This is a genomic window from Okibacterium endophyticum, from assembly GCF_054780075.1.
Genome location: NZ_BAAGXA010000007.1, coordinates 184,831 through 204,221 on the forward strand (window position 1 = coordinate 184,831; position 19,391 = coordinate 204,221).

Genomic DNA, 19,391 nt, shown 5'->3' on the forward strand with positions numbered 1-19,391 from the left:
CTCGACCATGCACCACCCGACACAGAATGGATTCTCGATGATTCGCCACCCCAAAACCCTATCCGCGACGATCCTCGTGGCCTGTCTCAGCTTGCTAACCCCGAGCATGGCACAAGCCGTCGAAGGTGATGAAGACCCTACGCAGAAGCGAATCGACGAGGTCATCGCCGAATATGGTGGCGAACAAACAGCCTGGAACGAAGTCGAATGGAATGACGGGGAAATAGTCTTTACGGCTGCACCGGTCAACGAAGCACAACTCATCCAGCGCTCAGTATCGGCAGCAGCGACACGCAACTGCGACTCCGGCCGACACTGCGCTTTCAGCGGAACTGGCTACAGTGGCGAGCGCCTCGCATTCAGTTCCTGCTCCAGCAACCAGAGCCTTGGCGTCCTGTCCGCCGTGCGGTCCATCGCGAACAACCGGTCAGGAAAGAGAATCAAGGTCTACAAAAAATCCACACTCCTCACGACGGTCGGCGCAAATTCCGGTTCAAACGTCTCCCTGGGAGCAACATCGCTCACCTGCTCCTGACGATGCTCGGGCATCGCCGTCGGTCTCTGGTCACGAGCCGTGCGCACGACCGCACGGCTGGTGACCGAGGCGGGGCGCAAGAGAACGCCGTCCGGGATCAGCAAGATCGAAAACGCCGACCGCCGGGCGGACGTGGACGACCTCACCGCACTCGCGTACACATATCTCAGCACATGGCACGAGAAAGACCCCTGACCTTGAGAACTAAATCCCAGGTCAGGGGTCATTTCATTCGCGTGCGCGAGGGGGGACTTGAACCCCCACGCCCTAATACGGGCACTAGCACCTCAAGCTAGCGCGTCTGCCATTTCCGCCACCCGCGCGAGTTGTTTCCCACGGCTCCTTCATCAGGCGCCGAGGTAAGACATTAGCACGAATTCGCGGTCGATTCTGCATCGGCGGCAACGCACAGCGGGTCTCGGCGTCTGCGCGATAACGTTGTCGCATGACCGATCACACGAGTCCCGCTGATCACACCGAGAATCCACTCGAAGAGACGGCTGTCATCGCGCGAGACCTGATCAGGTTCGACACAACCAATTACGGTGAGGGAAGATCGAAGGGCGAGACCGAGGCAGCGCAGTACGTCGAGGCGCGCCTGCAGCGGCTCGGCCTTCGGCCGACGATGTACGAGTCAGAGCCCGGGCGAACGAGTGTCGTCGCACGGGTGAAAGGCTCGGATCCATCGAAAGGCGCACTCGTGGTTCACGGCCATCTGGATGTGGTGCCTGCGGACCCCGCCAACTGGAGCGTGGACCCGTTCGGCGGCGTCATCAAGGACGGATTGCTCTGGGGGAGGGGCGCCGTCGACATGAAGAACATGGACGCGATGATCCTCACCGCCCTCGGCGACGTGCTCGACAGCGGCGAGCCGCAGCGTGACCTCATCGTCGCGTTCTTCGCCGACGAAGAGAACGGCGGCGTCTACGGCTCCCATCACATGGTCGACCATCACCCCGAGGTGTTCGCCGGGGCGACGGAGGCGATCAGCGAGGTGGGCGGCTACTCGATCACCCTGGCCGGACAACGCGCGTACCTGCTGCAGACCGCCGAGAAGGCACTCGTCTGGGTTCGTCTTCGCGCCAGGGGCACAGCGGCGCACGGATCCCGTGTGATCCACGACAACGCCGTCACCAAACTGGCCACAGCCATCTCTCGCATCGGCTCGAAGGAATGGCCCGTCAGGCTCACCGGAACCACAACGGCGCTCCTGTCCGAGCTCGCGAGAATCCTCGGCGTCGACCCGCAGTCCACGGGGCCTGACGAGATCGTGCTCGCCACGGGCACGGCCGCCGGCTTCATTCAGGCAAGCCTTCGGACGACGTCGAACCCGACACTGCTGCAGGCGGGCTACAAACACAACGTCATCCCCGACGAGGCCACAGCCCTCGTCGACATCCGGCCGTTCCCTGGCGAGGAAGACGAGGTGCTCACCGCGATCGCCGAACTCGTCGGCCCAGACATCGAGATCGAGATCGTGCAACGCGACCTCGGTCTCGAGAACCCGTTCTCCGGCCCGCTGGTCGAGGCCGCCATCGACACGCTGACGAGGCACGACCCCCAGGCCGTTGTGCTTCCGTACATGCTGTCGGGCGGCACAGACAACAAGGCGCTGTCACTCCTCGGAATCACCGGCTACGGGTTCGCACCGCTGCAGCTGCCGGAATCCCTTGACTTTCCCGCGATGTTCCACGGTGTTGACGAACGCGTCCCGCTCGACGCATTAGTCTTTGGCAGGCGGGTTCTCGCAGACCTGCTCGCGAACTACTGAAACCGCCCCGGTCGACGACCGGACGATCGGAGGCCCAACACCGTGGACTTTCTGAGTGCGATCATCCTCGGCTTCGTGCAGGGGCTGACGGAATTCCTGCCCGTCTCATCGAGCGCGCACCTGCGCATCGTCGGTGAGTTCCTCGGCACAGGAGAAGACCCGGGCGCCAGGTTCACGGCGATCACGCAGATCGGCACAGAACTCGCCGTCATCATCTTCTTCTGGCGGGACATCGTCCGCATCATCGGCGCGTGGTTCAAGGCGCTCTTCGGAAAGATCCCTCGCAACGACCCTGATGCGCGGATGGGCTGGCTCATCATCATCGGCTCGATCCCGATCGTTGTGCTCGGTCTGCTGTTCCAGGATCAGATCGAGACGACGTTCCGCTCGCTGTGGTTCACAGCGGCGATGCTCGTCGGCTTCGGCATCCTTCTCGGGATCGCGGACTGGGTGGGCCGAAAGAACCTGCGCCTCAAGAACACGACCTACGCGCACGGCGTCATCTACGGTCTGGCGCAGGCGCTCGCGCTCATCCCGGGCGTGTCGCGTTCGGGCGGAACGATCACGGCCGGGCTGTTCCTCGGCTACGAGCGGCGCGCCGCGGCCAGGTACGCGTTCCTCCTCGCGATTCCCGCGGTCCTGGGAAGCGGCTTCTACCAGCTGGCGAAGTCGATCGCATCACCCTGCCTGCCAGGAGACACCGGATGCCTGCCAGAGGTCTACGGCCCGGTCGAGACCCTGATCGCCACTGTCGTCGCGTTCCTCGTCGCGCTCGTCGTGATCGCCTTCTTCATGAGCTACATCTCCAAGCGCAGCTTCCTCCCGTTCGTGATCTACCGGATCGTCGTGGGCATCGTGCTCTTCATCCTGCTCGGAGCCGGTGTCATTCCGGCGATGTGATCGCCACGGATGCGCGATGGCAAGAAGCCCTCTGCACCGTCGATAGGCTGAAGCGGTGAGATCCTGGCCCCGACCGACAGTCCCGACCCTCCTGGGCGAATCGCCCATTCCATACCTGCACGACACGTCGGTCGGTCGACTGGTCAAGGCGGACCCGGGGAACATCGCGCGTCTCTACGTCTGCGGCATCACGCCATACGACGCAACGCACATCGGCCACGCGGCGACATATATCGCTTTCGACACACTGCAACGGGTCTGGCTCGACGCGGGGCTGGAGGTCCACTACGCGCAGAACATCACAGACATCGACGACCCTCTTCTCGAGCGTGCGGCCACCACGGGCGTCGACTGGCATGACCTCGCAGAAGAGCAGATCGAGCTCTTCAGGCATGACATGTCCGCTCTCTCGGTTCTTCCGCCAGACGACTACGTAGCTGTCACCGAGGTCATCGACGAGATCTCGGATGCCGTCGGCCGCCTGCTCGAACAGGGTGTGGCTTACGCGGTTCCCACGGAGGACAGCGAGAGCGACGACATCTATTTCGATGTTCGTCGCGCGTCGGACCACACCCCTTGGCACCTGGGCGAGATCAGCAATCTCGACGAGGCGACCATGCGAACGCTCTTCGCCGAACGCGGGGGAGACCCCGATCGTCCGGGCAAACGCGATCCGCTCGACCCCCTGCTCTGGCGCGCTGCGAGGCCTGGCGAACCACGCTGGCCAAGCGCTCTCGGGCCGGGGCGGCCTGGCTGGCACATCGAATGCTCGGTGATCGCGCTTCGTGAACTCGGCACGGACTTCACGGTGCAGGGCGGAGCCTCTGACCTGATCTTTCCGCATCACGAGCTGAGCGCGGCACACGCCGCGCGTCTCTCGGGTCAGCCGCTGGCTCTCGTCTACAGCCACGCGGGGCTCGTCGCGTACGAGGGCGAGAAGATGTCGAAGTCGCTCGGCAACCTCGTTCTCGTGTCAGAACTGCGCCGGCAGGGTGTCGACCCCGGGGCGATACGGCTTTCCATCCTGGCGCACCACTACCGCTCGGACTGGGAATGGACGGACTCCGTTCTCGCCGATGGCACAGACCGCCTCGCCCGATGGCGCTCGATCCGGTCAGGCGATGTCTCTGCGGAGCCGATCCGCGCCACGGGTGTGCTCGCGGGCATCCGCGCGGCACTCTGCGACGACCTCGACACCCCCCGAGCGCTGGCACTCGTCGACGAGGCCGTTCACGGCGGGGTGGACGACGTGGCGCTCCTGGCCCGCGTGGTGCACGCCCTGCTCGGGATCGAGCTGTAGCTCCTCCGATGGTCGAGCCTCGGGATCCCGGGTGGTTGAGCAGGCCCGACCGAGCGAAGCGACGCCGGACCGTGTCGAAACCTCCGCCTCTTTCGGTGGTCGAGCAGGCCGCGAGGAACGAGCGACCGTGTCGAGGCCTCTCGTGAGCCGAGAACAACGCGGGTTTTCTCGGCCAACGCAGGGTCTCGACAAGCTCGACCACCGAGGGAGTGCGGGATCCCGGGTGGGCTCAGCCCATCTTCGGCGGGTCCGGGCGATCGCCCCTGCCATCGTTCGATCGCCTGAGATAACGCTCGAACTCCTTCGCGATCGCCTCGCCGCTCGCCTCTGGAGACTCGACCGTGTCCCTCGCGCGCTCGAGCTGCTGGATGTAGGCGGCCATCTCGTCGTCTTCGGCGGCGAGAGCGTCGATTCCCGCTTCCCACTCCGCAGCCTGCTCGACGAGGTCTCCACGCGGAATGACGACGTCGATGATCTCTTCGAGCTTGTCGATGAGGGCGAGCACCGCCTTCGGAGAGGGCGCGTTGTGCACATAGTGGGGCACTGAAGCCCAGATCGAGAGAGTGGGGATCCCGACGTCTTCCGCAGCCTCCGAGATCACGCTGAGGATTCCGACGGGGCCTTCGTAATTGCTCCGCTCGACCTCGAGGTGAGACCTGACCTCGGGGTTCTCGCTCGTGACGAAGACCGAGATGGGTCTCGTGTGCGGGACATCCGCGAGCATGGCTCCCAGAAAGACGACGGCAGACACATCAACGGCGAGTGCCGCGTCGATCACGTCTGCCGTGAAGGCCTTCCATCCGCGGGACGGTTCCACCCCGAGCAGCAGGTAGATGTTGCCGCCGTTGTCTCCGCTCACCGTGAGCTGTGCGTCGTCGGCGAGCTGCTCGGGCACAAGCGCGGGCACAAGGGGACCGTAGAAGGCAGCGCCCGGCCAGCTCAGGCGCCGACGACCGGTGTCGTCAGCCGATACGACGGGCCGTGTGAACTGGTAGTCGTAGAAGAGCTCGGGATCGAACTCCAGGAGCGGCGCGAGCTCAAGATTGTCTTTGAGCACACGCACTGCCCCCGTCGCGGACTCTCCGGCATCGTTCCAGCCTTCGAATGCCACCACCAGCAGTCGTCCATTCAGCACGCGTTATCCGTTCTCCTTCTCACCGGCAGCCGAACCGCCGCACCTCGACGGCGCTGCCGTCGCACCTCAAGGATAGGCGCATCCCCAACGGGTAGCATGGTGCCCCGTGACTATTCCGCTGCCCGCCGCCGTCCTCTGGGACATGGACGGCACCCTCGTCGACACCGAACCGTACTGGATACAGGCCGAAACCGACCTCGTCGAGTCGTTCGGGCATACCTGGACCTATGAGAACGCGCTCCTTCTCGTGGGCTCGGGCCTGTGGCAGTCTGCCGCCGTCCTTCAGTCGCACGGCGTCGATATGGAGGCGGACGCCATCGTCGCCCGTCTCACCCATGCGGTCACAGACCGTCTCAGCCGCGACGGCGTTCCGTTCCGCCCCGGCGCCCAGGAGCTGCTGCGATCCCTTCACGATCGAGGTGTTCCCCAGGCACTCGTCACCATGTCGGTGAGGTCGATGGCCGAGCTGGTGGTCACGCAGATACCGTTCGACGCCTTCGGTGTTCTCGTCACCGGCGACGAAGTCGCACAGCCGAAACCGCATCCGGAGCCGTATCTCACTGCCGCGGAGAAGCTGGGCGTCGACGTCACCCGTTGCGTCGCACTCGAAGACTCCCGCTCGGGGATCGCCTCCGCCATCGCGGCGGGAACGATTCCGATCGCTATTCCACACGCCGTCAACGTCGGGCCAGGCCAGACGCACACCCTCTGGGAGACACTCGCCGGTCGCACCGTCGAAGACCTCTCCGCCCTGGTCGACGCACGACTCACAGGAGAGCAGCTCGTATGAATCAACCACCCGCAAACGAGCTCCCGCAGAGTTCCGGTCCCTTCCGCGTCGGCGATCGTGTGCAACTCACGGGGCCGAAGGGCAAGCGCAACACGATCACCCTGGAACCGGGCAAGCAGTTCCACACGCACAGGGGGGCCATCGACCACAACAGCATCATCGGACTGCCGGACGGCTCTGTCGTCGCCAACACAGTGGGTGTCGAATATCTCGCGCTCAGGCCGCTCCTCGTCGATTTCGTGATGTCCATGCCGCGCGGCGCGGCGATCATCTATCCGAAGGATGCCGCGCAGATCGTCACCCAGGCCGACATCTTCCCCGGGGCGACGGTCGTCGAGGCCGGTGTGGGCTCCGGCGCCCTGTCGCTGTGGCTGTTGCGCGCGATCGGACCGACGGGGCGCCTCGCATCGTTCGAGCGGCGCGACGAGTTCGCCGATGTCGCCCGTTCGAACATCGCGACCTTCTTCGGATACGACCCGCAGAACTGGACGGTGACCGTCGGTGACCTGAGCGCGGAACTCGGCGCCGAGGTCGCCCCCGGCGAAGCCGACCGGATCCTGCTCGACATGCTCGCACCGTGGGAGTGCCTCGACGAATGCTCAACGGCGCTGAAGCCGGGCGGAGTGCTGCTGTGTTATGTGGCGACCGTCACACAGTTGTCACGGGTTGCAGAGGCGATCAGGGCCTCCGCCCTGTTCACGAATCCCGTCTCGACCGAAACGATGATGCGCGGCTGGCACGTCGAGGGGCTCGCGGTGCGACCGGAACACCGGATGATCGGGCACACGGGGTTTCTGATCACGGCCCGCCGGCTCGCACCCGGCACTGTTCTGCCTGAACTCAAACGGCGTCCGAGCAAGTCCGACTTCAGCGAGGCCGACGTCGAGGCGTGGACGCCGGGTGCGCTGGGAGAGCGCGTACCGAGCGAGAAGAGCATGCGCAAGCGTGTCAGGACCGCCTCGTCCTCTGCCGACCTCTCGAGGCGGAGGGCGCTCGGCGCCGAGACGCCGACCCCGTCTGATCCGGCGTCGGACGACCAGGTTTCCCACTAAACTCTCACACGGCGAAGATCTCGCCCCGTTCGAATTGAGGTACTGTGCGCAGGGTTTCCGCATTGATCGTGTCAGCCGGGCTGCTCGTCACCGCTCTCACAGCGTGCTCGGCGAGCAACGGAAGCGAGTGCACACCCTCCGGTGAGGCATCCGAGCTCATCGACGTGGCCGGCGAGTTCGGACGTGCGCCGACGGTCTCGTTCCCGACGCCGATCAAAACGGACACAACGCAGTCCTCGGTCATCGTCGAGGGTGATGGACCCGCCATCACGGGCGACCAGGTCCTCAATATGAGCTGGGTGATGTACAACGGCTCCACCGGCGATGTGCTGCAGGGCACGGCATACGCGGAACCGGCGCTGTATCTCACCTCCCAGCTGCTCGACGGCATGCGGAAAGGCCTGATGTGCCACACAGAAGGCTCGCGCGTCGCGGTCGCCATCTCACCTGCTGACGCGTTCGGGGAGGATGCCGGGTCGCCGCAGATCGGCGTCGAGGCTGACGACACCCTCGTGCTGGTCGCAGACATCGACGAGGTGCTTCCCGCGAAGGCGGATGGCGCCGACCGCCCCGTCGTCGAATCCGGATTCCCCTCCGTCGTGACGGCAGCCGATGGAACACCCGGACTCACGATCCCGGATTCCGACCCGCCCACGGAGCTCAAAGTGGCGACGCTCAAGCAGGGCGACGGAGCGACTGTCGAGTCCGGCGACCAGATGGTCGTGCAGTACACCGGCGTGCTCTGGAACGAGCAGACCGTGTTCGACTCCACGTGGGAGAACGGGGCGCCTGCTGTGTTCTCGACCGACCAGATCGTGCCGGGGCTGTCGGAAGCGCTCGTCGGAAAGCAGGTCGGTTCGCAGGTTCTCGCCGTCATTCCGCCGAGCCTCGGCTATGGAGACGCGGCGAACGGCGCCGTCCCGTCCAACTCGACGCTGATCTTCGTCGTCGACATCCTCGGCATCGTCGGCTGACGGGGGAGAGGCCCTGCGGCAACCGTCCCCAACTAAGATGTCTACGTGCTGCAAAACGACGCCGGGGTTCCCGTAGAGGAACGTCTGTTCTCGCTGGTGCTCGCTCTGCTCGCAACCGAGCAGGGGCTGGCGAAGGCCGAGATCCTGTCGACTGTGCAAGGTTACCGTCAGAGATACCGGCCAGGCGGCGACAATGCCAGCCTCGAACGTCAGTTCGAGCGAGACAAAGACGACATCAGGGAACTCGGGATCCCGCTCGAGACCGTTGAGCAGCCCGGCGAACCCGGCAACAATCACACACTGCGCTATCGCATCCCGAAGGGCGAGTACGATCTTCCCCGCGAGCTCACGTTCACACCCGAAGAGATCGCTATGCTCTCGCTCGCTGCGACGGTGTGGCGGCAGGGCTCGATGTCCCGAGAGTCGCACCGCGCTCTGATGAAGTTGCGGTCCCTCGGTGTCGAACCCGATGCGTCCGTCATCGGGTATGCACCGCGTGTTCGCACCAGGGATGCCGCGTTCGAGCCGCTCAAGAACGCCCTCGATCGCCGTCAGGTGGTCACCTTCACCTATCTCCGGGCGGGAGGCACGACCCCGCGCCTGCGCACAGTGCGACCGCTCGCCCTGGTGCAGCACCAGGGCAGGTGGCTTTTGTACGGTCATGATGAGAACGTCGACGCGGCACGCACCTTCCTGCTGTCACGGGTCGTCGGCGGCGTCCACGTGACCGGCCGCACCTTCGAGGTCCAGGAATCCGGCTCGGCAGAGCGGGCGCTCCGCGAGCTCGACGCCCTCTGGCACGCGCAGCAGGCAGTGGTGTACGCCGACGCGGGCAGCGAAGCAGAGTCGCGGCTCGCGAAGCGAGCGTCCTCGATCGCGGAAGACGGCGCGCTGCACATCCATTACACGGACGGCGCCCTCTTCGCCGATGAGCTTGCCGGGTTCGGCCCCGAGGTGTACGTCCAGGCCCCGGACGACCTGCGCGACGCGGTCGTCGCGCGTCACGCGCTCACCGTCGACGCCCACCCGGTTCACGAGCAACGCACCACGACGACCGGAGCTGACGATGGCAGACGATGATCAGTTGAAGGGCAGCGACAAACTCGCCCTGCTGCTGTCCCTCGTGCCCTATCTGATGGAGCATGAACAGGTCACCGTGTCGGATGCCGCAGCGCACTTCGGTCTCGACCCGCAGCTGATCAGGGACGCCGTGCGCCTGATCGCGGTCTCGGGCGTTCCTGGCGAGACGGATGCGTACCAGCCGGACGATCTCTTCGACATCGACTGGGATCTTTTTCTCGAACACGATGAGATCGTGCTCACCAACCTGGTGGTGATCGACGATTCTCCCCGATTCTCGTCGCGCGAGGCCGCGGCGCTCATCGCCGGACTGCAGTACCTCTCCGCGCTTCCGGAGCAGGCGAACGGGCAGGTCGTCGGATCGCTGCTCTCGAAACTCGCGATCGGTGCGTCGTCGAGGCCGAGCGAAGTGGCTGTCGGGATACGGGCCTCGCACACGGATCTCTCGACGATCCGTGAAGCGGTCGCCGCCGCACACCAGGTTGAATTCGACTACGTGAGCGCCAGGGACGAGCGCGAGCACCGTACCGTCGATCCACTGCGCATCGAGTCGCTCGACGATGACTGGTACCTGCGCGGCTGGTGTCACACGCGCGGAGCCGTCAGGACGTTCCGCCTCGACCGGATGACGGCCGTCAGAAAAACCGACAGGCCGATCAGCGACCACGCGCACGAGGTGATGCTGCCCGAAACGCTCTTCGAACCCTCTGACAGCCATCTTCGCGTCGAGGTGGAGCTCGACGAGGCGTCGCTTCCGCTGATCGCCGAGTACGTCACCCGGACCTCGCGGCCGTCGAAAGGCTCGGGCCGGGTGAGGGCGACGCTCAGCGTCGCCCACCACCATGGTCTCAAGAGGCTGGTCGCAGGGCTGCCCGGGATCATCACGGTGGTCTCGCCGGACTCGGCGATCGAGGTGGTCTCGGACTGGGCGCACACCGCGCTCGACAGGTATGGCGTCGGGGGACCCCGCTCAGAAGAGGGCCCGTAGCCAAACGCTGTAAGCTGTCTCTGAGCAACGTATTAGGGACACATCATGGGAATGTTCGGCAACACCTTCGGCGGGTGGCACCTGCTCGTCATCCTTTTTCTGGTCCTTCTGCTCTTCGGCGCACCGAAACTGCCGGCGCTTGCCAAGAGCGTCGCGCAGTCGATGAAGATCTTCCGCAGCGAGGTCAAGACAGATAAAACGACCGACGCCGCCGAGGTCGATCCGTCTGTGCCGCAGAACGCCACGGATCACGAGGCGAACGCTCACCTACGTGACGAGGCGAAGCCGTCGGCACCCGGCACCGACAACTCGGCGAAACCGTAGGCTCTATGGCCACCGGATCAACGCGGCCGGTGCGCGACCGTGAGGGACGCATGTCTCTCAAAGAGCACCTGCTCGAACTCCGAAAGCGCCTGTACTTCAGTGCCATCGGCATCGTCGTCGGTGTGGTGATCGGTTTCCTCTTCGCCGAACAGGTGACGATCGCCATCTCTGGACCGATCCATGAGATCGCCCTCAGCCACAATGCGCAGCTCAACGTCGACACGGTGACCGGCGGGTTCGACCTGCGCATGAAGATCGCCCTCACCCTCGGGCTTGTCGTCTCTGCGCCCGTGTGGCTCTATCAGATCTGGGCGTTTCTCGTGCCGGGGCTCACACGCAAGGAAAAGCTGTACGCCCTCGGGTTCTTCGGCTCGGCGATCCCGTTGTTCTTCGCTGGATGTGTTGCGGGCTGGTACGTGTTTCCGCACATCGTGGAGCTGATGGCGGGCTTCACGCCGCCGGGGGCGGCCAACTTCTATCAGGCGGGCTACTACTACGACTTCGTGCTCAAACTCGTGCTCGCCGTGGGAATCGCGTTCGTGCTCCCGGTCTTCGTTGTCCTGCTCAACTTCGTCGGTGTGCTGAGCGCACAGTCCATCATCAGATCGTGGCGTGTCGCCGTGCTGGTGATCGCGCTCTTCTGCGCCACGGCGACCCCCGCGGCCGATGTCATCTCGATGTTCCTTCTCGCGATCCCGATGGTCGCCCTGTATTTCGGGGCATACGGCATCGCCTGGCTTCACGACCGGCGCGCGCGCAGGCGTCACATCGCAGATGATGCAGAATGGGCCGTGTGAGCCTCTCTCCAGCCGAACGCTACGCGGCTTCGCGCAAGCGAAGCCCCCTCGTCGACGCCTTCCGCGAACGACTCGCGTTCGATCTCGACGAGTTCCAGGTCGAGGCGTGCGGCAGTCTCGAGAACGGACGGAGTGTGCTCGTCGCCGCTCCGACGGGGGCGGGCAAGACGATAGTCGCCGAGTTCGCCATCTATATGGCCATGCAGCAGGCCAGGAGCAAAGTGTTCTACACAGCGCCGATGAAGGCGCTGAGCAATCAGAAGTTCAACGAGCTCGTCGAGGAGTACGGCGAAGAGAACGTCGGACTTCTCACGGGCGACACCAACGTCAATTCGTCTGCTCGGGTTGTCGTGATGACCACAGAGGTCCTCCGCAACATGCTGTACGCGGATTCGGATCTGCTCACGGACCTCAGCTATGTGGTGATGGACGAGGTCCACTACCTCGCAGACCGGTTCAGGGGAGCGGTCTGGGAAGAGGTGATCATCCACCTGCCGCCAGAGGTGAGACTCGTCTCGCTCAGCGCCACCGTGTCGAACGCCGAAGAATTCGGCGACTGGCTGCAGACCGTCCGCGGTGACACAGACGTGATCGTCTCTGAGGAACGCCCCGTGCCTCTCGACCAGCACGTGCTCGTGCGCAGCAAACTCGTTGATCTCTTCGCGGCTCCCAGCCTGGCGGACACCCACCAGGTGAACCCCGAACTCGTGCGGCTCGCCCAGTTCGGCGGACGACCGCCGTCCTCGAAGAAATACAGCGACGTCAGCCGCTACAACCAGCGACGCGCACCCCACAGGCAGGAGCGCGCCGACCGTGCGGAGATCATTCGTCTTCTCGACGAGCACCACCTGCTGCCGGCCATCTTCTTCATCTTCAGCAGGGTCGGATGCGACCAGGCCGTCCGCCAGGTGCTCAGGGCCGGCATTCGCCTCACCGAGACCCACGAACGCGAAGAGATCAGGCAGATCGTCGAGGCCAGGTGCCGCACGATCCTCGATGAGGACCTCGCCGTGCTCGGATACTGGGAATGGCTCGACGGGCTCGAACGGGGTGTCGCCGCACACCACGCGGGGATGCTTCCCGCGTTCAAAGAGGTCGTCGAGGAGCTCTTTCAGCGCAAACTCGTGAAAGTCGTTTTCGCCACCGAGACCCTCGCGCTCGGAATCAACATGCCTGCCCGGACCGTTGTGCTCGAGAAACTGGAGAAGTTCAACGGCGAGGCACGTGTGCCCATCACACCGGGCGAGTACACCCAGTTGACGGGCAGAGCAGGACGCCGCGGAATCGACGTCGAGGGCCACGCGGTCATCCAGTGGCAAGACGGCCTGCATCCCCAATCCGTCGCATCCCTCGCCTCACGCCGTAGCTACCCGCTCAACTCGAGCTTCAAGCCCACATACAACATGGCGATCAACCTCATCGACCAGTTCGGTCGCGATCGCACCCGCGAGATCCTCGAGTCGTCATTCGCACAGTTCCAGGCCGACCGTGCTGTGGTCGGGCTCGCACAGAAGGTGCGCGAACAGGAGCGCAGCCTCGAGAAGTACGCTGAAGCGATGTCGTGCCACCTCGGCGACTTCACCGAGTACTCGTCGATCAGGCGCGAACTCACCGACCTGGAGCGCAAGAACGAGACCGGTGCAGGGTCACGCGCACAGCGCGACCGTCGGCAACGTCAGCTCACGGGTCTGCGCAAACGGCTGAGGGCGCACCCGTGCCACGGCTGCCCGGACCGCGAGCATCACGCACGCTGGGCGGAACGCTGGTGGCGGCTCAAACGCCAGACCGACCAGCTCACCCGGCAGATCTCAAGCCGAACCGGCGCCGTCGCGAAAGTCTTCGACCGAGTCACCGATGTGCTGCTCGAATATGAGTACCTCATCAGAGACGAGTCCGGAACCGTTCTCGTGGCCCCGACAGGGCGCGCGCTCAAGCGCATCTACGGCGAGCGCGACCTGCTGGTCGCCGAAGCCCTCCGACGCGGCCTGTGGAACGATCTCGATCCCGCCGGGCTCGCGGCGATCGCGAGCTGCATCGTCTTCGAACCGCGTCGAGACGAAGGCGACCTTCCAGAACACCTGCTCCCGCGCGGATCATTCCGCACTGCACTGTCGAACACGCTCGACCTCTGGGCGAAGCTCGACGAGACCGAACGCGATCACAGGCTGTCCGGCAGCGATCCGCCGTCAACCGGTTTGAGCCTCGCCATGCACCAGTGGGCACGCGGAGGAGCTCTCGATGCCGTGCTCACCGAGGCCGACATGGCGGCGGGCGACTTCGTGCGCTGGACCAAGCAGACCATCGATCTGCTCGACCAGATGTCGATCGTGGCCGAGGGCGGAGTCGGACGAAACGCCAGAAAGGCGCTCGACGCGGTGAGACGCGGCATCGTCGCGTACAGCTCGGTGTAAGCCTGAGGGACCGCCCGCAATCTAGGCTGGGGGAGTGAGACAGCCCGAGACGCCCGTGATGCCTTTCTGGGCCGCGCTCCTCGTCGCCGCGTTCTCTGGCATCGTGCTCGATTCGGGATTCCCCGACCGGGACCTGTGGCCTCTGACGTTCGTCGGCATCGGCCTCGTGCTGATCACTCTGATCGGACGACACCTCGGCGGAGCGCTCGTCGTCGGATTCGTCGCGGGGATTTCGTTCTATCTCGTTCACGTCTCATGGACGGCGCTTTATCTCGGGCCCGTGCCGTGGGTTGCGCTCTCTGCGCTCGAATCGTTGTTCTTCGCCGGGGGAGCGGCGCTCATCGCCCTCGCGTACAGATGGGTTCCCAGGGTGTGGACCGGGCGCTGGGCGCGCATAGGCCTCGTTCCGGTCGTCGTCGCAGCCCTCTGGACGGCGCGTGAGACGGTCGCGGGCACCTGGCCATACGGAGGCTTCGCCTGGGGCAGGATGTCGCTGAGCCAGTCAGAGAGCCCGTTCGCCTCGCTCGCAGCGTGGGTCGGGCTGAGCGGCCTCAGCTTCATCATGGTCGCACTCGTCGCTCTGATCGTGCAGTGCATCCGTGAGCCGATGGCGTTCTCGGCGCTGCGGGCTTCCCTGCGCCTCACCATCCCGATCGCCGCCGTGGCCGCCGTGCTCGCGGTGCCCGCCTGGCCGACCGCCGTCACGGGACACACCACCATCGCCGGAGTGCAGGGAAACGGCAAGGCCGGGTACTTCGACGAACGCGAGCCGGGAGACATTCTCAACGCGCAGGCCTCTGCCACCATGCCGCTGATCGGACAGGGCGTCGACCTCATCGTCTGGCCCGAGGGCGGCAGCGACCTGAACCCGCTCGAGTATCGAGAGGCGGCGCGCGTGATCGACTATCTCAGTCTGCAGACGGGCGCGCCGATCGTGTTCGGCACCATCACGGAGCGCGACGGTCAGATCTTCAACAGCTCGCTGCTGTGGGATGTCGGGCGGGGTGCGCTGGACGCCTATGACAAACGTCGACCGATCCCCTTCGGGGAATACGTACCGAATCGGAGCTTCTGGGAACCGCTCGCACCCGATCTGATCGGGCTGATCCAGCGCGAGTACACCCCCGGCACAACCGATCCCGTCTTCACCCTCAACGGATTCACCGCCGGCGTCTCGATCTGCTTCGACATCGTCGATGACGCACTGCTTCGCGAGACGGTCAATGCGGGGGCGCAGGTGATCCTCGCCCAGACCAATAATGCGGACTTCGGAACAACCGATGAGAACCAGCAGCAGCTTGCGATCGCTCGACTGCGCGCGATCGAGGCCGGCCGGAGTATCGTCAACATCTCGACGGTCGGCACCAGCCAGATCATCGGACCGGACGGCGGGACGATCACGCAGATTCCCGCGTATGAGCCCGGCCGGATGGTCGCAGACGTTCCGTTGTCAGACGGGATCACCCCGGCAGTCGCCGTGGGCGGGCCGCTCGAGCTGTTCCTCTGCCTGTTCGGCCTCGGCTCTCTCGTCACCGCCGGGGTGCTCCTGCCGCGTGTCTCGCGCCGCACAAGGAACGCCGTGCGCGTTGCGGCGCACGGCGTACTGTAATAACGGAGTCAGGCGCTCTTCTGCTGCCCTCGACGTGCCCGCAGGTAGTCGAGGCGCTCCTGAAGAAGGTCCTCGAGCTCGGCACGGGTCCGACGCTCGAGGAGCATGTCCCAGTGCGTGCGAGCCTGTTTCTCGTCAGAGCGGTCGAGCACGATCGGTTCAGACCCGACCATAAGCACAGCCTCGTGACTGCAGTGACGACATTCCCAGGTGTCCGGTGCCTCCGCATCGGCCGCGAACATCAGCGCGGTCTCTTGGTTGCAGTTCGGGCACAGGTAGGTGTACCTGGTTCGTTCCGAAAAAACGACGCCCTCTTCGCTCTGTAGGCTCTGGGCTCCGATGCGCATTCCGCGCAGGCTGCGATCTGCCATTGTGTGGTCCTCTCTCGCTTGCTTCCTCAGTTATAGACCCCCAAGCTGGGCAAGACCTTCCCGTGCGCGCAACACTCGCAGCCAACTATCAGTCGAAGCGCGTGGGCGCACGCGAACGGCGGGGATCAGCCAGTCTGTCGATACCGGATCACACACGCGAATCAGCGTTCGGCGAGCACCTCGGCTGCGAGGTCGCACCGATCGGTCACGAGCCCATCGACACCCGTGTCGAGCAGACGATGCATATCTGCCCGGTCGTTCACCGTCCACACGTGCACCTCGACACCGGTCCGGTGAATGGCACGAACGAACCGCGGCGTCACGATGCGGATTCCGCGGTGGCGCTCCGGAACCTGAACCGCGTGCACACCATCGAGCACCCTGCTCAGAAGCCGGCGCTGCCCTGACCGGGCGGCGATAAGCGCTCTGGTCACCATCGCGGCGGAGGCGGCGGTCGCCACCTCGGCGGTGCTCGAGGCCGCGAGTGCGCTGAGCGCCCGCCGCCTTCTCGTCTCGTCGAACGATGTCACGAGCACACGATCATGCGCTCCGCATCCGTTGATGGCGCGCGCGACCGCGTCGGGCGCATCGTCCGCCTTCACGTCGATGTTGAAACGGGCCTCTGGCAGTCGCTCGAGCGCCTCTGCCAGCGTCGGCACGTCACCGCCATCCGGTTCCAGGTCGCGCAGCCGGGCGAGAGTCAGATCCGCCACGGTGTGCGGTTCGCCGCGAACGACCACCTGCGGGTCATGGACGAGGACTGCGACACCATCGGCGGTCGCGTGGGCATCCGTCTCGACATACGCAGCGCCGGCGTCAACGGCAGCGGTGAACGCGGCGATGGTGTTCTCACCGGCCGAGAGCGCCAGCCCTCTGTGTGCAAGAACCCTCGGTCGTTCCGGCGCGAAGTAGGCGAGGGTGTTCACAAGCAGTGACTACTCGGATGTCGGCGGTGCGACTGGCCCCTGCACTCCCGAATGCCGTGCGTTCTGGTCTGCGCCACCCGACGATGTGGTGTCAGGCGCCCCGGCGGGCGCTCCCTGGCGCGACACAAAAGCCTGGCCGATGCCTTTGAGCGCCTCTGTCAGCTCTGACGGGATGATCCAGAGTTTGTTGGACTCTCCCTCAGCCAGCTTGGGCAGGGTCTGCAGGTACTGGTAGGCGAGCAGATCTGCGGATGGCCCGCCCTCGTGGATCGATCGGAACACCGTCATGATCGCCTCGGCTTCACCCTGAGCACGAAGGACCGCGGCCTTGGCGTCACCCTCCGCCTCGAGGATCGCTGCCTGCCTCGCGCCCTCTGCGGTGAGGATCGCCGACTGCTTTGTGCCCTCTGCGGTGAGGATGAGCGCGCGCCGGTCACGTTCGGCACGCATCTGCTTCTCCATCGAGTCCTGGATCGAGAGAGGGGGATCGATCGCTTTGAGCTCGACCCTGCCCACGCGGATTCCCCATTTTCCGGTCGCTTCGTCGAGCACAACGCGGAGCTGGCCGTTGATGTTGTCGCGACTGGTGAGGGCCTCTTCGAGGTTGAGCCCGCCGACCACGTTGCGAAGAGTGGTTGTGGTGAGCTGTTCGACGGCTCCGAGATAGTTGGCGATCTCATAGGTCGCGGCCCTGGCGTCGGTGACCTGGAAATACACAACAGTGTCGATGGACACCACGAGGTTGTCCTCGGTGATCACCGGCTGCGGCGGAAACGAGACCACCTGCTCTCGCATGTCGATGAGCGGCCTGACCTTGTCGATGAACGGAACGAGGATGTTCAGTCCGGGGTTGAGCGTCTTGTGATAGCGACCGAGCCGTTCGACGACACCGGCGCTCGCCTGCGGGATGATCCGGATGGAGCGGAAGAGCACCACGAGCACAAAGATGACGATGAGGCCGACGACGATCCACCAGATCACCGTGCCGAGCATCTCCTGAGAGTCATTCATTGACGTTCCTTCCCTGTGGGACCACCACGGCTGTCGCCCCGTCGATGGATGTGACCTCGATCACCGTTCCCGGTTCGAGAGTGGTGACGTCTGAGTCGCTCGGGACGCGGGACGTCCAGGTCTCGCCGTTGCTGAGCCTGACCTGCCCTCCGTGCGCGCTGACGGTCTGCACAACGCGGCCCGTCTGACCGATAAGCGCGGCGACGTTGCTCTTGCTCGGGTCTTCGCCCTTTCGGAGCGCTCGGAGAAGTGGCGGACGCACGAGCAACAGCAGCAGCACAGACGCCGCGGCCGCGATCAGCAGCTGCCCCCACCACGGCACCCCGATGAAGCCGGAGAGAAGACCGATCAGGCTGCCTGACGCCAGCATCAGAAATGTGAACTCAAGCGACAGCATCTCGATCGTGATGAACACGAGGATGAGCACGATCCAGACGATCCATGTGTACTGCGCCATCCAGTCCATGAGGCCATCCATTCGGTCTCGCGCACGATCCGTGCGTCATTCATGAATCTATCAGGTGCGCATGGCGGGGCGGCAGTGCCCGACCGATTCACCGGCACGCTGTTCTTGATAGCCTCGATGCGGAGAGCTGCCGCTCGGGCCGCTCAGCGTCACTCGAGGAGTTTCCGTGCCAGAACCGCTCACCACCGGCCCCATCGCCCCCGGCACTCTCACCGGGAAGGTTGCGCTGGTCACCGGATCGTCACGCGGCATCGGGGCGGACACCGTGAGGTACTTCGCACGGGCGGGCGCGGCGGTCGCCATCAACTACCGCAACAAGGAAGCACGGGCGGTGAAGCTCGCCGATGAGATCCGCGCTCAGGGTGGCACGGCGATAACCGTCGGAGCCGACCTCACCGATCCGGCATCTGTCGCCGCGATGATCGACACGGTCGCCACCGAGCTCGGCGACATCGACATTCTTGTTCTCAACGCCTCAGGGGGAATGGAGAGCGGCATGGCGGAGGACTACGCCATGCTGCTCAACCGCGACGCCCAGGTGAGTGTGCTCGAGCAGGCGCTGACCGTGATGAATGACCCGTCGCGCGTTGTGTTCGTGACCAGTCATCAGGCTCATTTCATCCGCACCACTCCCACCATGCCCGAGTATGAACCGGTGGCCCTCTCGAAGCGCGCGGGCGAGGACGCCCTGCGCGAGAGGATCCCGGCCCTCGCCGACGCGGGCGTGGAGTTCGTCGTCGTCTCAGGGGACATGATCGAGGGCACCATCACGGCAACCCTGCTCGAGCGGGCAAACCCCGGAGCCATCTCCGCGCGGAAGGATGCCGCCGGCAGACTCTACAACGTCGGCGAGTTCGCCGCAGAGGTCGCGTTGGCCGCCGTCGAGCCCGTTCCGGCCGACAACACCCGGTACGTCGGCGATACGGGCGATTTCGCCCGCTGAGACATCAG

Annotated in this window: 20 protein-coding genes and 1 tRNA gene; 15 read left to right on the forward strand and 6 right to left on the reverse strand. The window is 64.9% G+C overall.

Translation table 11 applies throughout. The features are described 5' to 3' along the window. Positions 1-37 precede the first annotated feature (37 nt). Positions 38-535 carry a peptidase inhibitor family I36 protein gene (locus ACYVF5_RS10690; RefSeq protein WP_460946143.1) on the forward strand — a complete coding sequence of 166 codons (498 nt, stop codon included), beginning with the start codon at positions 38-40 and terminating at the stop codon, positions 533-535. 39 nt (positions 536-574) lie between these two features. Continuing rightward, on the forward strand, positions 575-730 hold the full coding sequence (locus ACYVF5_RS10695) for a hypothetical protein (protein WP_460946145.1): 156 nt from the start codon (positions 575-577) through the stop codon (positions 728-730). Positions 731-772: 42 nt separating this feature from the next. Here the strand turns inward: ACYVF5_RS10695 and ACYVF5_RS10700 are convergent. Next, positions 773-858, reverse strand: a tRNA-Leu gene (locus ACYVF5_RS10700). Between the two features lie 122 nt (positions 859-980). Here ACYVF5_RS10700 and ACYVF5_RS10705 point away from each other — a divergent pair. From ACYVF5_RS10705 to mshC, 3 genes are read left to right on the forward strand one after another with little or no spacing between them, the layout of a single operon-like run. After that, positions 981-2,306 carry a M20/M25/M40 family metallo-hydrolase gene (locus ACYVF5_RS10705; protein WP_460946147.1) on the forward strand — a complete coding sequence of 442 codons (1,326 nt, stop codon included), beginning with the start codon at positions 981-983 and terminating at the stop codon, positions 2,304-2,306. A gap of 42 nt (positions 2,307-2,348) precedes the next feature. Further along, positions 2,349-3,206, forward strand: coding sequence for an undecaprenyl-diphosphate phosphatase (locus ACYVF5_RS10710; protein ID WP_460946149.1), 858 nt, complete (start codon positions 2,349-2,351; stop codon positions 3,204-3,206). A 55-nt stretch (positions 3,207-3,261) separates the two neighbouring features. Continuing rightward, on the forward strand, positions 3,262-4,506 hold the full coding sequence (mshC, locus tag ACYVF5_RS10715) for a cysteine--1-D-myo-inosityl 2-amino-2-deoxy-alpha-D-glucopyranoside ligase (protein ID WP_460946151.1): 1,245 nt from the start codon (positions 3,262-3,264) through the stop codon (positions 4,504-4,506). A gap of 229 nt (positions 4,507-4,735) precedes the next feature. On the opposite strand, the gene ACYVF5_RS10720 is transcribed toward mshC, so the two are convergent. Next, positions 4,736-5,641: a proteasome assembly chaperone family protein gene (locus ACYVF5_RS10720; protein WP_460946153.1), complete on the reverse strand. Its 906-nt coding sequence runs from the start codon at positions 5,639-5,641 to the stop codon at positions 4,736-4,738. 106 nt (positions 5,642-5,747) lie between these two features. Between ACYVF5_RS10720 and ACYVF5_RS10725 the strand changes: the two genes are divergently transcribed. The 9 genes from ACYVF5_RS10725 to lnt all read left to right on the forward strand — a co-directional run bounded on the left by ACYVF5_RS10725 (position 5,748) and on the right by lnt (position 15,666). Continuing rightward, the gene (locus ACYVF5_RS10725) at positions 5,748-6,431 is read left to right on the forward strand and encodes an HAD family hydrolase (RefSeq protein WP_460946155.1); all 684 of its coding nucleotides are present in this window, start codon (positions 5,748-5,750) and stop codon (positions 6,429-6,431) included. After that, positions 6,428-7,483 carry a tRNA (adenine-N1)-methyltransferase gene (locus ACYVF5_RS10730; RefSeq protein WP_460946157.1) on the forward strand — a complete coding sequence of 352 codons (1,056 nt, stop codon included), beginning with the start codon at positions 6,428-6,430 and terminating at the stop codon, positions 7,481-7,483. Before ACYVF5_RS10725 ends, ACYVF5_RS10730 begins: the two co-directional genes overlap by 4 nt. A 68-nt stretch (positions 7,484-7,551) precedes the next feature. Continuing rightward, on the forward strand, positions 7,552-8,457 hold the full coding sequence (locus ACYVF5_RS10735; RefSeq protein ID WP_460946626.1) for an FKBP-type peptidyl-prolyl cis-trans isomerase: 906 nt from the start codon (positions 7,552-7,554) through the stop codon (positions 8,455-8,457). Between the two features lie 45 nt (positions 8,458-8,502). Next, on the forward strand, positions 8,503-9,537 hold the full coding sequence (locus tag ACYVF5_RS10740) for a helix-turn-helix transcriptional regulator (protein WP_460946159.1): 1,035 nt from the start codon (positions 8,503-8,505) through the stop codon (positions 9,535-9,537). Continuing rightward, complete coding sequence (locus tag ACYVF5_RS10745) at positions 9,524-10,525, forward strand: helix-turn-helix transcriptional regulator (protein WP_460946161.1); 1,002 nt, start codon at positions 9,524-9,526, stop codon at positions 10,523-10,525. The genes ACYVF5_RS10740 and ACYVF5_RS10745 overlap by 14 nt, the downstream gene beginning before the upstream one ends. A 45-nt stretch (positions 10,526-10,570) precedes the next feature. Beyond that, complete coding sequence (tatA, locus tag ACYVF5_RS10750; RefSeq protein ID WP_460946163.1) at positions 10,571-10,849, forward strand: twin-arginine translocase TatA/TatE family subunit; 279 nt, start codon at positions 10,571-10,573, stop codon at positions 10,847-10,849. A 50-nt stretch (positions 10,850-10,899) separates the two neighbouring features. Next, complete coding sequence (gene tatC / locus ACYVF5_RS10755; RefSeq protein WP_460946628.1) at positions 10,900-11,646, forward strand: twin-arginine translocase subunit TatC; 747 nt, start codon at positions 10,900-10,902, stop codon at positions 11,644-11,646. Next, positions 11,634-14,057: a DEAD/DEAH box helicase gene (locus tag ACYVF5_RS10760; protein WP_460946165.1), complete on the forward strand. Its 2,424-nt coding sequence runs from the start codon at positions 11,634-11,636 to the stop codon at positions 14,055-14,057. The genes tatC and ACYVF5_RS10760 overlap by 13 nt, the downstream gene beginning before the upstream one ends. Before the next feature lie 34 nt (positions 14,058-14,091). Beyond that, on the forward strand, positions 14,092-15,666 hold the full coding sequence (gene lnt, locus ACYVF5_RS10765) for an apolipoprotein N-acyltransferase (protein ID WP_460946167.1): 1,575 nt from the start codon (positions 14,092-14,094) through the stop codon (positions 15,664-15,666). A gap of 8 nt (positions 15,667-15,674) precedes the next feature. Here lnt and ACYVF5_RS10770 read toward each other — a convergent pair whose 3' ends face one another. The 4 genes from ACYVF5_RS10770 to ACYVF5_RS10785 form a co-directional block, all read right to left on the reverse strand. After that, the gene (locus ACYVF5_RS10770) at positions 15,675-16,037 is read right to left on the reverse strand and encodes an RNA polymerase-binding protein RbpA (RefSeq protein ID WP_460946169.1); all 363 of its coding nucleotides are present in this window, start codon (positions 16,035-16,037) and stop codon (positions 15,675-15,677) included. Between the two features lie 161 nt (positions 16,038-16,198). Then, positions 16,199-16,963: a glycerophosphodiester phosphodiesterase family protein gene (locus ACYVF5_RS10775; protein WP_460946171.1), complete on the reverse strand. Its 765-nt coding sequence runs from the start codon at positions 16,961-16,963 to the stop codon at positions 16,199-16,201. Between the two features lie 9 nt (positions 16,964-16,972). Further along, positions 16,973-17,974, reverse strand: coding sequence for an SPFH domain-containing protein (locus ACYVF5_RS10780; RefSeq protein WP_460946173.1), 1,002 nt, complete (start codon positions 17,972-17,974; stop codon positions 16,973-16,975). Then, positions 17,967-18,440 carry an NfeD family protein gene (locus tag ACYVF5_RS10785; RefSeq protein ID WP_460946175.1) on the reverse strand — a complete coding sequence of 158 codons (474 nt, stop codon included), beginning with the start codon at positions 18,438-18,440 and terminating at the stop codon, positions 17,967-17,969. Before ACYVF5_RS10785 ends, ACYVF5_RS10780 begins: the two co-directional genes overlap by 8 nt. A gap of 166 nt (positions 18,441-18,606) precedes the next feature. Between ACYVF5_RS10785 and ACYVF5_RS10790 the strand changes: the two genes are divergently transcribed. Continuing rightward, positions 18,607-19,383 carry an SDR family oxidoreductase gene (locus ACYVF5_RS10790; RefSeq protein ID WP_460946177.1) on the forward strand — a complete coding sequence of 259 codons (777 nt, stop codon included), beginning with the start codon at positions 18,607-18,609 and terminating at the stop codon, positions 19,381-19,383. The last annotated feature ends 8 nt before the right edge of the window (positions 19,384-19,391 follow it).

Bases quoted from the DNA above. Each gene is read 5' to 3' on its own strand.
- ACYVF5_RS10785 (WP_460946175.1), bottom strand. From the start codon at position 18,440: ATGGACTGGATGGCGCAGTACACATGGATCGTCTGGATCGTGCTCATC.
- ACYVF5_RS10760 (WP_460946165.1), top strand. From the start codon at position 11,634: ATGGGCCGTGTGAGCCTCTCTCCAGCCGAACGCTACGCGGCTTCGCGC.
- ACYVF5_RS10745 (WP_460946161.1), top strand. From the start codon at position 9,524: ATGGCAGACGATGATCAGTTGAAGGGCAGCGACAAACTCGCCCTGCTG.
- ACYVF5_RS10770 (WP_460946169.1), bottom strand. From the start codon at position 16,037: ATGGCAGATCGCAGCCTGCGCGGAATGCGCATCGGAGCCCAGAGCCTA.
- ACYVF5_RS10705 (WP_460946147.1), top strand. From the start codon at position 981: ATGACCGATCACACGAGTCCCGCTGATCACACCGAGAATCCACTCGAA.
- tatC (WP_460946628.1), top strand. From the start codon at position 10,900: ATGTCTCTCAAAGAGCACCTGCTCGAACTCCGAAAGCGCCTGTACTTC.
- tatA (WP_460946163.1), top strand. From the start codon at position 10,571: ATGGGAATGTTCGGCAACACCTTCGGCGGGTGGCACCTGCTCGTCATC.
- ACYVF5_RS10690 (WP_460946143.1), top strand. From the start codon at position 38: ATGATTCGCCACCCCAAAACCCTATCCGCGACGATCCTCGTGGCCTGT.
- ACYVF5_RS10730 (WP_460946157.1), top strand. From the start codon at position 6,428: ATGAATCAACCACCCGCAAACGAGCTCCCGCAGAGTTCCGGTCCCTTC.
- ACYVF5_RS10780 (WP_460946173.1), bottom strand. From the start codon at position 17,974: ATGAATGACTCTCAGGAGATGCTCGGCACGGTGATCTGGTGGATCGTC.